This is a genomic window from Dermacoccus sp. GAS27A (genome assembly GCF_044909235.1).
GTDB lineage: Bacteria > Actinomycetota > Actinomycetes > Actinomycetales > Dermatophilaceae > Dermacoccus > Dermacoccus nishinomiyaensis.
The window spans coordinates 1-13,759 of sequence record NZ_JBIYDW010000011.1 but is presented as its reverse complement, the minus strand read 5'-3'; the positions used below and the strand labels follow the sequence as shown (position 1 = coordinate 13,759).

General features: G+C 69.8%; 9 protein-coding genes, 1 tRNA gene and 1 pseudogene. 1 reads left to right on the top strand and 10 read right to left on the bottom strand.

Going from position 1 to position 13,759, the window contains the following annotated elements; all coding sequences use genetic code 11:
• Window positions 1–118: 118 nt before the first annotated feature.
• From ABH936_RS11720 to ABH936_RS11690, 7 genes and pseudogenes are all read right to left on the bottom strand, one after another.
• Window positions 119–745 (bottom strand): hypothetical protein, encoded by a 627-nt coding sequence (locus tag ABH936_RS11720; RefSeq protein ID WP_404603333.1) that lies wholly within the window; start codon window positions 743–745, stop codon window positions 119–121.
• A gap of 164 nt (window positions 746–909) precedes the next feature.
• Window positions 910–2,763: a malto-oligosyltrehalose trehalohydrolase gene (gene treZ / locus ABH936_RS11715; protein ID WP_404603332.1), complete on the bottom strand. Its 1,854-nt coding sequence runs from the start codon at window positions 2,761–2,763 to the stop codon at window positions 910–912.
• Window positions 2,760–5,459 carry a malto-oligosyltrehalose synthase gene (gene treY / locus ABH936_RS11710; protein WP_404603331.1) on the bottom strand — a complete coding sequence of 900 codons (2,700 nt, stop codon included), beginning with the start codon at window positions 5,457–5,459 and terminating at the stop codon, window positions 2,760–2,762. The genes treZ and treY overlap by 4 nt, the downstream gene beginning before the upstream one ends.
• 77 nt (window positions 5,460–5,536) lie before the next feature.
• Complete coding sequence (locus tag ABH936_RS11705) at window positions 5,537–6,967, bottom strand: amino acid permease (RefSeq protein WP_404603330.1); 1,431 nt, start codon at window positions 6,965–6,967, stop codon at window positions 5,537–5,539.
• A 238-nt stretch (window positions 6,968–7,205) separates the two neighbouring features.
• Entirely contained in the window at window positions 7,206–9,953 is a 2,748-nt protein-coding gene (locus tag ABH936_RS11700) for a DEAD/DEAH box helicase (protein WP_404603329.1), read from the bottom strand.
• Window positions 9,954–10,040: 87 nt separating this feature from the next.
• Complete coding sequence (locus ABH936_RS11695; RefSeq protein ID WP_144694194.1) at window positions 10,041–10,592, bottom strand: hypothetical protein; 552 nt, start codon at window positions 10,590–10,592, stop codon at window positions 10,041–10,043.
• 107 nt (window positions 10,593–10,699) lie between these two features.
• A pseudogene (locus ABH936_RS11690) lies at window positions 10,700–10,786 on the bottom strand (short-chain dehydrogenase); the annotation flags it as partial.
• Window positions 10,787–11,300: 514 nt separating this feature from the next.
• On the opposite strand from ABH936_RS11690, the gene ABH936_RS11685 reads away from it, so the two are divergent.
• The gene (locus ABH936_RS11685; protein ID WP_115297000.1) at window positions 11,301–11,963 is read left to right on the top strand and encodes a lytic transglycosylase domain-containing protein; all 663 of its coding nucleotides are present in this window, start codon (window positions 11,301–11,303) and stop codon (window positions 11,961–11,963) included.
• Between the two features lie 105 nt (window positions 11,964–12,068).
• Here the strand turns inward: ABH936_RS11685 and ABH936_RS11680 are convergent.
• The 3 genes from ABH936_RS11680 to ABH936_RS11670 all read right to left on the bottom strand — a co-directional run bounded on the left by ABH936_RS11680 (window position 12,069) and on the right by ABH936_RS11670 (window position 13,574).
• Window positions 12,069–12,144 (bottom strand) — tRNA-Lys (locus ABH936_RS11680).
• 203 nt (window positions 12,145–12,347) lie between these two features.
• Window positions 12,348–12,707, bottom strand: a complete 360-nt coding sequence (locus ABH936_RS11675) for a hypothetical protein (protein WP_074045672.1) — start codon at window positions 12,705–12,707, stop codon at window positions 12,348–12,350.
• Between the two features lie 222 nt (window positions 12,708–12,929).
• Window positions 12,930–13,574, bottom strand: coding sequence for a CoA transferase subunit B (locus ABH936_RS11670; RefSeq protein WP_038569361.1), 645 nt, complete (start codon window positions 13,572–13,574; stop codon window positions 12,930–12,932).
• Window positions 13,575–13,759 lie beyond the last annotated feature (185 nt).

Genomic DNA, 13,759 nt, shown 5'->3' with positions numbered 1-13,759 from the left:
CTGGCGAGGCGTCACCACCGGTCGAGACCAGACAGCGCAACCCATGAACCGGTCGAGATGCACCGCTCGAGACGGGCCGCCCGGGTCGAATGACCTGAGTCGAGTCAGTCGGGTCGGATCAGTCGAGGTTGCCGATGCGCCAGGCGGAGGCGGCCTTCGTCAGGTCACGGGCTGTGTCGCCGAGCCGTGCGGCGCTGAGCGCCTCGCGCGCGGCCAGGGCATCGTCATGGCCGTCGTGACGCTCGGCGCGTTCGGCCCGGCCGGAGGCGACGACGCGACAGAAGGCTGCGGCGCGTTCGAGCGCGACGGCGAAGTCGCCGGTGTAGGCGCCCTCGAGGATGCGGTCGGCGAGCGCCTTGATCTCGGCAGGTCCGCTCGGGTCGGCCGATCCCGCGACGGCGTGGGAGACGTGAGCGTGCCGGATACCGGCGTTGTAGTCGCCCGCGGCGCCTACAGCGTCGCGGCGCACCCATTCGCGCAGCGTGTAGAGGCGCCACAGCACGCCGGGCAGGCTGACGGCGGGGCGCCCGGCCCACAGCTGCGCGAGCGTCGACAAGCCGATCTCGTCCGTCAGCGCGATGAGCCGGGCCGTCACCTCCGGGTCCACGTTGGTGCGCCCGGCGCCGACCAGGATGGCGGCGCTCTCGTGCGCGATGGCGGTGACATCGGCGGGGTCGGGTGCTCCCTCGAACGCCTGGAACTCGCGGTCGGTGAAGAACAACGGCTTGTGGTGGGAACGCGTCACGGGTACGGCTGGCTCCTTCGGTGCCTCGACGAGGCGTCGAGTGCGTCATCGGGTCAACGACACGCGGGCGGCCGGCATTCCGCCGGCCGCCGTCGAGACATCCGCCGGACGCCGTCGCCGAGAACTCCGCAGTGTCGCACCCGGCGGCACGACACTGTTACGGGTCAGCGGACGATGGCCACCCCGTCGGCCGGGATGACGACGCGCACTCCCCTGCCGTCGGTGGGGCGCTCGTCGACGATGTGCCATGCGGCGATGACACGGTCGGCGTCGATCGTCGTCGCCTCGCCCGAGAGGTTGACGACGACGCGGCAGTCGCCGCGGTGCACCGTCACGACGCTCGTCGGGCCCTCGCCGTCACGCTCGACCCGGCTCGTACCGAGGGTGGGGTCGGACAGGTCGGGCACCTCGCGGCGCAGCCTGATGAGGGTGCGGTACCAGTCGAGCAGGAGCGACTGCTCGCCGTCGGGGTCGTCGATCTCACTCCAGCGCAGCACCGAGTTGCGGAAGGTCGACTCCTCCTGGGGGTCGGGCACCGCGTCACCCCAGCCGTGGGCCGCGAACTCGGCCGCGCGCCCGCGTGAGGTGCCCTCGGCGATCTCGGGGTCGACGTGGTCGGTGAAGAACTGCCAGGGGGTCTGCGCACCGTACTCCTCACCCATGAAGAGCATCGGCGTGTACGGCGACGTCAGCAGCAGCGCCGCCGCGCAGGCCAGCCGGTCGACGCCGACGAGCTGCGACAGGCGCTCGCCCGTCGCGCGGTTGCCGACCTGATCGTGCGTCTGCAGGGACGCGACAAAGCGCCAACCCGGCGTCGCTTCGGGATCGACGGGGCGGCCGTGGCGGCGCTCGCGGAAGCTCGAGTACGTGCCGTCGTGGAAGAACGGCGTCGCGTACATCTTGGCGAGGGCCGCGGGGGCCGCGAAGTCCTCGTAGTAGCCCTGCGTCTCGCCAGTGAGCAGCACGTGCAGGGTGTGGTGGATGTCGTCGGCCCACTGCCCGCTCAGCCCGAGGCCAGCGCTGCCACCGTCGGCGACCGCGAGTCCGTGCTGACCCGAGCGCGGTTCGCGCGCACGCGGCGTGACGGTGGCCGGGTCGTTGCGGTCGGACTCGGCGACGACGACGACGTTGCGCCCCGTCTCCTCGGCGGCGAGTTCCAGTGCGGCCGTGAGCTCTTCGAGGATGTGGACGGCCGTGTCGTCGGCGAGTGCGTGGACGGCGTCAAGGCGGAACGCGTCGACGTGGAACTCGGTGAACCACATGAGCGCGTTCTCGATGATGAAGCGGCGCACCTCGTCACTCTGCGGGCCGTCGAGGTTGACGGCGGGGCCCCACGGCGTGTGGTGCAGCGCATTGAAGTAGGGGCCGAACTCGGGCAAGTAGTTGCCGCTCGGGCCGAGGTGGTTGTAGACGACGTCGAGGCAGACGGCGAGGCCGCGCGCGTGGCACGCGTCGACGAAGCGCTGGAAGGCGGCCGGGCCACCGTAGGCGGCGCTCGTCGCGTACCAGTTGACACCGTCGTAGCCCCAGTTTCGCGCTCCCGGAACGCCGTTCACCGGCAGGATCTCGACGTGTGTCACCCCGAGCGTCACGAGGTGATCGAGCCGTTCGATGGCCGAGTCGAACGTCCCGGATTCGGTGAACGTGCCGATGTGCAGCTCGTAGAAGACCGCGCCGCGCATCGCGTCGTCGTGCGAGGCCGCGTCCGCGTGGTGGCCGCGCCAACCGTCGTCCTGCCAGTCGTGGGCCGCGAGGTCGACGACCTCGCTGGGGCCGTGGATGCCCTCGGGCTGCAGCCGCGAACGCGGGTCGGGGCGCGGGTCGCCGCCGTCGATGCTGAAGGCGTACTCGCTGCCGACGCGCACCGGCTCGGGCGAATGCCACCAGCCGTTCTCGCCGGCCTTCATGGGCGCCTTCACGCCGTCCGCGACGAGGTGCACCATGCGCTCGGCGGCCGGCGCCCACACCGAGATCGTCTGGGTCGCGCCGTGAAAACCGGGCGAGGAGTATGTGTTCATCGCTTCTCCTGAACGAGGACGTGGACGTGGCCGAACTCGTGGTCACCGAGATCGCCGAACGCGACCGGCTCGTCGGTGATGGTGAGGCGTTCGCCGGTGAAGGCGTGCCGCCACTCTCCGGCAGGCAGGCTGACGTGGGCATCGGCCAGCGCGCCCGTGCGCAGTGCCCGGGATGCGGCGCGCACCCCGATGACGGCGACGGCGAGCGGAGTCGCGTCCGCCTCGGCGGGCGTCGGTGCGTCAGTCTGCTCGCTGCCCTGGGCACGCTTGACCAACTTGCTCACCTGACGCCCCGCGGCCTCGACGAGACGCCCGGCCTCGGCGATCTGACGGCGCACGACGGACGCTGCCGGCACCGTCCTCTCGAACGCGACGAGGAACTCGCTGTCGGACTCGAGCGGTTCGTAACCCGACCCCGGGTTCGCCGGTGCATGGACGTCCGCGGCGAGGCAACGCTGCACGAGGCGCGGACGCGAGCCCTCGACGTCGAGGAGCTGCTCGAGTTCGCCGTAGTCGACCGGGCGACGATTGTCGGGGTCGACGAGGCTGAGCGTCGGACGTTCCGAGCCCTGGTAGGTGTCGGGGATGCCCGGAAGGAACAGCTCGAGCACCTTCTGCGTGTGCCCGGTCAGCGTGATCGCCTCGGCGTTCCGTCGACGCGCGTCGAGGAGGCTGCGGCGTAGATCCGCGGCAAGCGTCTCGGCGGCCAGCGCCGATGCAGCGCTCTCCCCCGTTCGAGGGGCGGCGGCGTCGTCAGCCTCGAGGACAGCGGTGGCGAAGGCGAGAACCTGCTTCTCGTACGCCTCGTCGCCGTCGGTCCAGGCCGTGTAGACCTTCGCCTCGCGCAGCGCCTTCGTCAGGTACTCGCTCAGGCGATCCGCGTCGATGCCGAGATCGCGCCGCCCGTGGGCGGCGTCGGGTGCGGCGCCGTCAGCATCGGTGGTGTTGAACGGGCCGTAGGCGGTGGAGAATCCAGCGATGGTCTGCCACGCCAGCGCCGCCGCGGGCCGGTCGACGCCCATCGCGTCGGCGAGCGCGAACGCGGCGTCGCTGCACGCCGTCCACGCCTCGTCGTCACCGGCGATCGCGAGCAGCGCCGCGCGAACGTCCTCGCTGCGCTTCGTGTCGTGCGTCGACAGCGTCGTCATCGTGCGCGGCCAGTATTCGGCGTTGTGCTGCGCCCAGGCGTTCAGACGGTGCGCGCCGGCGTCCACGAGGACGTCGACGTCGCCGCCGACCTCGTTGAGGGCGGTCAACGCGTGCCACCGGTAGAAGAGGGTGTCCTCGATCGACTTCGCCATGACCGGGCCCCACGTCTGCTGAAGACGCACCGCGAAGTCGGACGCGGCCGGCTCGATGTCGTCGAACTCGTCGGCCCCGGCGTGCGGACGCACGAGCGCGATGCGCTTGAGAGCATCGAGCTCGTCGGCCAGATCGGGGCGGGCCTCGCGCGCGGCCTCGAGCGCCTCGTCGAGGTGGTGCTTCGACTCCGGCGCCATGCGGGCGCCCGGGACGAGGTAGGCGCGGTAGACGGGCGCCGCGACGAGCAGCTCGACGATCGCGGCACGCAGTGCTTCGCGCTGCAGGTCGGGGCGCACCTCGGCGGCGCGACGCGTCAGCCGCTCGACCTCCGGCACGAGACCGTTCTCGACGACGAAGCGCTTCGCCTCGCGCGTCGCGACCTCGACGTCGCGGGCGTCGCCGTCACCGAGCGCACGCTGCCAGCAGGCCTCGATCGTCGGGGCGGCGACGTCATCGGCCAGCGCGGCGGTGATGGCGGCCATCGCGTCGTAACCCGTCGTGCCCGCGCAGGCCCAGTCGCTCGGCAGGTGCTCGCCCGGTTCGAGGATCTTCTCGACCCAGATCGGCGTGCCCCTGCGGCACTCCTGCGTCAGTCGCGCGAGGTATCCGGCCGGGTCGGCCAGTCCGTCCGGGTGGTCGATGCGGAAGCCGTCGATGTGGCCGGCGTGATGCAGTTCGAGCAGCAGCGCGTGCGTCGCGTCGAAGACGTCGTCGGTCTCGACGCGCACGGCGATGAGCTCGTTGACCTCGAAGAAGCGACGATAGTTGAGCACCGCGTCACGATCGCGCCAGAACGCGAGCCGGTAGTGCTGACGCTCGAGAAGCCGGGCGAGTTCGTCGCCCTGCGGCGCCTCGCCGATGCCGTCGAGGGAACCGTCGGCGACGGGGAAGACGTGTTCGTAGTAGCGGATGACGGGTTCGTCACCGCTGCGGTCGAGCGTGATCGAGCCGTCCGCGATCTCCTCGTCGAGCGGCTTGCCGAGGATCGGGACGCCGAGCGCGCCGTCGAGCGCGTCCCAATCGACGTCGAACCAATGCGCCGTCGAGGCGTCCTTCCCCCCTGCCAGCAGCGCCCACAGCGGCGCGTTGCTCGACTCGGGCGCGACGAACGCCATGTGGTTCGGCACGACGTCGACGACGACACCGAGCCCCAGCTCGTGCGCGGCGTCGGCGAACCGCTCGAACGCTTCGCGGCCGCCCAGTTCCGGGTTGACACGGGTGTGGTCGAGCACGTCATAGCCGTGGACCGAACCGGAGACGGCGGTGAGGATCGGCGAGCAATAGGCGTGCGAGATGCCGAGCTTCTTCAGGTACGGCAACTGCGCGCGGGCAGCGTCGAACGGGAAGTCGGCGTGCAGCTGGAAGCGATAGGTGGACGTCACGGGCGCGCTCATGCCTCCAACCCCACCACCATTCGCGCGGAAAATCGAGTCGGGGCCGCAGCATCCCACCGCAGGGGTGAGGTGGGGCGTCAGTAGGTACGGGCCCGGGCTCGCCCGGCCCGCGTGAGGAGGTACGCGACGAGCAGCACGAGGACCCAGCCACTGCCGATGAGCGCCGCCTGACGCATGTCGTCGACCTCGAACGCGGTGGCCATCACGGCGAGCACGCCGACGACGCCGAGCGCCGCCGTCACACTGCCGCCGGGCAGGTAGACGCTGCCATCGACGTCGCCGCGGCGCTTGAACGCGATGAAGCTGGCGAGGGCGAGCAGCCACGTCACCATGACGGAGAAGATCGCGATGGAGGCGAGCTTGGTGAAGATGTCGGCAACCCCCGTCTGTGCGAGGTAGATCGCGAGGACGAGGCCGAACGTCGAGACGAGCGTGGCCGCGAGCGGCACTCCCCGCAACGTCGTGCGGGCGAGGAATCGCGGTGCGAGACGATCGACGGCGAGCGAGTGCACGAGCCGACCGGCGCCGTACAGCTGCGCATTGCCCGTCGACAGCGCGGCGACGAGGATGACGGCGTTCATGATGCCCGCGGCGGCCGGGAGCCCGACGGCGTCGAACGCCTTGACGAACGGGCTCGCCGTCAGGCCCTTCGCGGACGCGACGTCGGTCCAGGCGTTGAGCGTGACGATGAGACCCACCGCGATGACGTAGAACAACCCCAGCCGGGCGACGAGGGCGCGCATCGCGGTGCGGACGCTGCGGCGCGGGTCGTCGGCCTCGGCCGCGGTGATCGGCACGACCTCGACGCCGACGAAGGCGAACATCACGATCGACATCGACAACCAGATCGACTCCATACCGCCGGGCATGAACCCGCCGTGGTCGGTGAGGTGAGCGAACCCGGTGGCGGGATGGCCGGGCACGCCGAACAGCACGAGGACGAGCGCGACGAGGATGAACGCGACGAGAGCCGTCACCTTGAGCGTGGAGAAGACGACCTCGGCGCGGCCGAACGCGCGCACGGAGAGCAGGTTGATGACGATGATCGCGAGCGCCACGAGGGCGACGAACACGGAGAGCGACGTCTGCGGCCACCAGTACTGCAGATATGCGCCGGCCGCGACGACCTCGCCGCCGAGCGCGATGACGCTCGCCGCCCAGTAGCACCAGCGAGAGACGTAGCCGGCCCACTCCCCGAGGTAACGCCCCGCGGCGGCGCCGAAGCTGCCCGGCTCGGGGCGGGCGGTCGCCATCTCCGCCATGGCGAGGCCGATGACGGCGACGAGCAGCGCGCCCAGCGCATAGCTGACGACGGCCGCCGGGCCGGCCACCCCGATCGCCGCGCCGGAACCGAAGAACAGGCCCGTGCCGAGCGCCGAACCGAGACCGATCATCAGCATGGTGCGATGCCCGAGGCTGCGCGTCAGGCCACTCGAACCCTCTGAGCTCGCCGGGGCGTCCGTGCTCGCCGAGCCCTTGACCGCGTGGGCGCCGACCTGCTGATCCACCGTGTTCTCCTTCGACGAGCTGGGGTGAGGCGTGGCTGTCTCATTGAAAGCGTCGCGCTGGGCACGCTCGTGCGACACCGCGCCGGCCGACAACCGGGTCAGGGTACGTGCTCGACCCGAGCCCGTGCGTTCGGTGTTCGTCGTCAGGGGCTCCCCGTGCTCACAAGATTGGCTCGGTTGCTTTTCGTCCTTGGCCGGTATGCGGCTCTCGATGACCGCCGCTCGTCGCGGACGCGCGTCAGTCCCCGAGGCGGTTGAGGCCGACCACGACGACGAGCGGGACGCCCGCCTCGTCGGAGGCGGCGAGGTCGACCTCCGCGTCGATCCCCCAGTCGTTGTCGTCATCGGGGTCGTGGATGACCTGGCGGATCTCCCATTTGTCGGGCTGCTCGGTGATGCGCAGCATCCTCGGCCCGCGGGCGTCCGCGTCGAGGAGGATCTCGTCATGCTCGTCGTAGTAGGCGCCGAGGTCGGCATCCCACGCGTCGGCATCCATGACGATCTCGGTCGGCGGGTCGGTCGTCGCCGCGACGGCGGCGTCGAGCGCGGCGAGGCCGTCGACGTCGTCGCGCGCTGCGAGCTCGACGCGCTTGAACATCGCCTTGCGGATGGCGACCTTCATCGCGCGCGGGTTGGCCGTGAGGGGACGCTGCTTCAGCACCGTCTCCTGCTGCACCGGCGCGTCACCCGGGTGCGTCAGGGCCTCCCACTCGTCGAGCAGGCTCGAGTCGGTCTGACGGATGACCTCCCCGAGCCACTCGATGAGGTCGGCGAGTTCCTCGTTCTTCTTCGACTCGGGCACGCTCTGACGCAGGGTGCGGTACGCGTCGGTCAGGTAACGCAGGACGACGCCCTCGCTGCGCGCGAGGTCGTAGAAGCGGATGAGATCGCCGAAGCCCCAGGCATTCTCGTACATCTCGCGCACGACGGACTTGGGTGACAGTTCGTACATGCGCACCATCGGCTGGCTCTGCGCGTACGTCTCGAACGCCGCGTCGAGCAGGTCGGAGAGCGGCTTCGGCCACGTCACGTCCTCGAGGCGCTCCATGCGCTCGTCGTACTCGATGCCGTCGGCCTTCATCTCGGCGATCGCCACGCCGCGCGCCTTGTGCTGTTGCGCCATGAGCACCGGGCGAGGGTCGTCGAGGATCGACTCGATGACACTGACGACGTCGACCGCGTAATCCTGTGCGTTCGTGCGCGCCGCGGCGCGTGCGCCCTCGTTCGTCGAGGTGTCGACCTCCGGCGCGTCACCGCGGGCGGGGGCGGCGTCGTCGGGACTCAGCATGTCGAGGACGGCGAGGGCGAACGGTGCGAGCGGCTGGTTGAGCGCGAAGTTGTCCTGCAGGTCGACCGTGAGGTCGACCTGGCGCCCGTCGGCCTGCGGTTCGTCGAGTCGCCGGACGACGCCGGCGGCCAGCATCTCGCGGTAGAGGCCGATCGCGCGGCGAGCGAGCTTCGCCTGCCCCTTGCGATCCTCGTGGTTGTCGCGCACGAGATCGCGCACGGCGACGAACGGGTCGCCGTCGCGGGCGATGAGGTTGAGCAGCATCGAGTGCGTGATGTGCATGCGACTGACGAGGGCTTCGGGCTCGCTCGCGACGATGCGCTCGAAGCTCTCCTCGCTCCAGTTGATGAAACCCTCCGGCGGCTTCTTGCGCTGCACCTTCTTGAGCTTCTTCGGGTCGTCACCGGCCTTCGCGATGTTGCGCGTGTTCTCGATGACGTGCTCGGGCGCCTGCACGACGACGGTGCCGCTCGTGTCGAACCCCGCACGGCCGGCCCGCCCGGCGATCTGGTGGAACTCGCGCGACTTGAGCATGCGCTGGCGGGTGCCGTCGAACTTCGTCAGGCCGGAGAGCACGACGGTGCGGATCGGCACGTTGATGCCGACGCCGAGCGTGTCGGTGCCGCAGATCACCTTGAGCAGACCGGCCTGCGCGAGCGTCTCGACGAGACGCCGGTACTTCGGCAACATGCCGGCGTGGTGCACACCGATGCCGTGACGGATGAGTCGTGAGAGCGTCTTGCCGAAGCCGGTGGAGAAGCGGAAGTCGCCGATCATCTCGGCGATCCTGTCGCGATCCTCACGGGAGGCGACCTTGAGCGACATGAGCGCCTGCGCGTTCTCCAGCGCCTGGGCCTGCGTGAAGAACACGACGTAGACGGGCGCCTGACGCGTCTCGAGCAGCTCCTCGATCGTCTCGTTGAGTGGTGTCGTCGACCAGTGATAGCTGAGCGGCACGGGACGCTCGGCCCCCGCGACGGTGACGGAGGCGCGGCCGGTGCGACGCGTCATGTCCTCCTCGAAACGGCGCACGTCACCGAGCGTCGCGGACATGAGCAGGAACTGCGCCTGCGGCAGTTCGAGCAGCGGCACCTGCCACGCCCAGCCGCGATCGCCCTCGGAGTAGAAGTGGAACTCGTCCATGATGACGAGGCCGACGTCGGCGTCCTTGCCCTCGCGCAAGGCGATGTTGGCGAGGATCTCCGCGGTGCAGCAGATGATGGGCGCGTCGGCGTTAACCGAGGCATCGCCCGTCAGCATGCCGACGTGCTCGGCACCGAAGATCTCGCACAGCGCGAAGAACTTCTCGCTCACGAGAGCCTTGATCGGCGCGGTGTAGAAGCTCACCCGGTCGGCTGCCAGCGCCGCGAAGTGCGCCGCCGTCGCGACCATCGACTTACCCGAGCCCGTGGGCGTCGCGAGGATGACGTTCTTGCCGTCGAGCACCTCGATGATGGCCTCTTCCTGGTGCGGATAGAGGCTGAGGCCACGATCGCCCGCCCAGGCGGTGAACTCCTCGTAGATGCGGTCGGCGTCAAACGTCTTCGGCAACCGCTGCGTCAGCGTCTTGACGCGCGGGTTCGCCTCCCGCGCAGCGGCATCCGCGGACGCGGCGAAGTCGCCCGCGACGTCCTGCGCGCCGGGGTGGACGGTCTCGACGGCGCCGGCCGCGGCGTCGTCGGGCGATTCGTTCGTCATGTCAGCCTTGCTGCTCGGTGTGGTCGACGGGGCATCCCGCTGCGCGAAGTCGTCGTGCGGGATCGCGGACGAGGTCGAGGGCGCGGCTCACCAGATGTGGCGCTGGCCCGGCAACAGCCGCAGGTCGCCGTACTCGAAGGTGCGCTTGCGCGATTTGCCCTTGCCCTTGACGGGCGCGAGCACCATGAGCTGCACACCCTCGGCGTGCTCGAGGTCGACGCGCACCGCGTCACCGAACTCGGGCACGACGACGTACAGGACGATGGCCGTCGCGCGCTGCGCGACCGTGCGGTTCTCGTTCTCGGCGCGCACCGCGAGGACGCGGCGCAGCTCGGCCAGCACCGCTTCGGGCTCGGGCTGCTCGCCCAGCGCGGCGGGGTCGGCGAAGACGATGTCGACGTCCGGCGCGACGGCCTGGTTGCTCGCGGCCGTCGGCTCACCGGTGGAGTCGATCGTCGGTTCGCCGTCGACCGACATCGCGAACGGGTAGAACTCGCCGTTCTTCTCGAGGTGCTCCATCGCCGCGCCGAGCGCTGCGGAGAGCAGTTCGTCGAGGTCGGCCTGCGCCTGCGGTGACGCGACGTCGCGCCACGTGTCGTTCGAGCGGTCGTCGGATGCTGCGGGGGTGTCGTTCACCATCGGTGCGCCTCCTCGGCGTCGGTGTGGTCGGGTTCTCCTCGTCGACAACAACCCAACCACATCATGCCGACAACCCCGGAATTCCGCCGAATCCGAGCCCCTGAGGCTCAGGCCGCTGACCACCCGCCGTCCGAGGTGAGCACCGCGCCGTTGATGTTGGTCGAGTCGTCGCTCAGCAGGAAGGTGATCGAGGCGTGCTCCAGCCATTCACCGATCGTGTGGCCGGCGGTGATCGGGGTGTTCGTCATCGTCTTCTCCAGATCTGAGGCGCCCACGGCGCCCGAGGGGTTCGGTGTCGATCGAACAGCAAGGGCTCCTCATCGCCCCCTTCGATCGTGTCACCTCGACGGGGCGCGTGGATGAGGTCTGGGCGGACGTTCATGTGTTCGTCGATTTGTCAGGGCTGCCCGTCGTCGGCGGGATGCGACCATCTGTCGACGGGTTGTGCGACGTTGCAGCGACGCGCCGTCGTCAGGCCCTCGGATCGTCGATCCGGGACGCGTCCGAGCGTGGCAGCCGAGACGGGCGCCGGCAGCCTGTCAGACTGGAGCGGCCCGCTACCCCGGCCTTGCGGAGGGGATGCGTACATCGACAGGGTTCTACGCCCCCTGATCGTTTGGCAGCGTGTGAGGCAGCAGCGGGCAAGCAGCCGGGTTCGGCCGAGAGTCGGACCTCAAGACGCGCGAGACGAGAGCGAACGAGAAGATCATGACCCCACGACGCGCCGCGTCATCGTCCGCGCCCATCCGTCTGACGCGGCGTGGGCGCATCGTCGTGACGTGCCTCGTCGTCGCGCTGTGCGCGGGATTGCTGCTGCTCATGACGTCGACACGCTCGGACCCGCAGCTCGTCCCGTCGTTCGACGCGCCCCTCGGCGCGCTGGACGAGTCGAAGGTGCCGAACGGCTGGGGGCCGCTCGTCGCGGCGGCGTCGCGCGAATCGGGCGTGCCCGGCGCTGTGCTCGCTGCGCAGCTCGAGGTCGAGTCGAAGTGGAACCCGAAGGCCGTCTCGCACGCGAACGCCAAGGGGCTCGCCCAGTTCACGCCCGACGCGTGGGCCAGCCACGGCAAGGGCGACCCGTTCGACCCCGCCGACGCCATCGCCGCACAGGGGCGTTTGATGCGTGAGCTGAAGCAGCGGGCCGAACGTTCAGGCATCGCCGACAACCCCATGCGCCTCGCGCTCGCCGGCTACAACGCAGGCTTCGGCAACGTGACGAAGTACCAGGGCGTCCCGCCGTTCGCGGAGACGGAACACTACGTCGCCGCCATCGCCCGCACGATGCGCAAGTACGCCAAGCCCCTGCCGCCGACGAGTGGTGCGTCGATGGGCGGGGCCGCGAGGAGTGGAGCGACGCGACCTGCGTCGTGACCCGCGTGTCTGCTGGACCGAATGTCGTTGCAAATCGCAGAAGGGACGGGCAGGTCGGGACCTGGCACAACGGCGGTTTTCGTCCACATTCGTCGCGCCGACGAGTGGTGGGCCCTGTGGGGCTCGAACCCACAACCTACGGATTAAAAGTCCGCAGCTCTGCCAATTGAGCTAAAGGCCCTTGCTGCTCGGCTCCTGGCACCCAGATCCTTGCATCGGGCTCGATGCGCCAGAAGAGAATCGTGACGAGTCGTCCGACTCACGATCGTCGACTCGCACGGCCACCGTGCAGCGCGAGACAGCCTAGCCCCGCCCGACGCGCCACGACGAACCGGGCGGGGCGAGCCTTGCGAGCGGGTGCCGACGAACGGGGCGAGCGGCTGCTCAGCTGTAGGCCGGGCGGTCGCCGTCCTCGGGTTCGACGTGCGTGCGCCGCTCCTCGTCGGTGCTGGTCACCGCACCGGGCAGCGCGTGCTCGGCGATGATGCGACCGGAGTCATCGCTGATGACGACAGTGCTGTGCTCCGCCATCGTCAGGTTCTCGGCGAGCTGGTCACGCGTGAGCTTCGGCATGTTCATGCCCAGACGCTCGAAGCCTGCGTCGAGCAGTTCCATCGCGCCGTCACGATCGCCCGGCCGCACTCGCCCGGCGACGTCGCCGAGCATGTCCGCGAACCGGCTGAGCGAACCCTCGCCGTACTCCTCGGTGAACTTCTCGTTCACCACGTAGTTCCACGTCCCCATGACGCACCACCTTTCCTCACTGCCACGCTACTGCGTTGTCGCACTATGGAACACCCCCGGGGCCGCCCGAGGTCACACTGGGCATCCCCCGCGTCGCCATCGATCGCCGCGTCGTCCCGAGGCCGCGCTGGAGCTCGGGGTGTCATCGGTCTCCGACGACGCCCCGAGCTCACCCGCGCGCCCGGATCGCCGTCGATCACCCACGGCGCCCGAATGGCTGCCTCAGCCCACCGATGCCGCCGCCGTCAGCGGCACGCCCGTCCTCGACTCGAGCTCGGCGAACGTCACGTCCGGTGCGAGTTCGGTGACGACGAGACCGTCGGGCGTCACGTCGATGACGGCGAGGTCGGTGATGATGCGCTCGACGACACCGAGCCCCGTGATCGGCAGGGTGCACGCGGGCAGGATCTTGGGCGATCCGTCCTTCGCGCAGTGCTCCATGAGGACGATGACCTTCTTCGCGCCGTGCACGAGATCCATCGCGCCACCCATGCCCTTGACCATCTTGCCCGGGATCATCCAGTTCGCGATGTCACCGTCCGCCGACACCTGCATGGCACCGAGGATGGCCGCATCGACCTTGCCGCCCCGGATCATGCCGAACGACATCGCCGAGTCGAACGTCGAGGCGCCGCGCCGCAGCGTCACCGTCTCCTTGCCCGCATTGATGAGGTCGGGATCGACGGCGCCATCGCTCGGATACGCGCCCACCCCCAGCAGCCCGTTCTCCGACTGCAGGACGAGTTCGACGTCGTCCGCCACGTAGTTCGGCACGAGCGTCGGCAACCCGATGCCCAGGTTGACGTAATCGCCGTCCTGCAGCTCCGCCGCAGCACGCGCCGCCATCTGCTCTCGCGTCCATGCCATGTCAGTCCCCCTCCGTCTCGCGGGTCGTGCGCTTCTCGCACTCTCGGTCGAACGCACGCCCCCCGAACAGTCGCCCATCCATCTCAGTCACCCTCCGTCTCGCGGGTCGTGCGCTTCTCGCACTCTCGGTCGAACGCACGCCCCCCGAACAGTCGCCCATCCATCTCAGTCACCCTCCGTCTCGC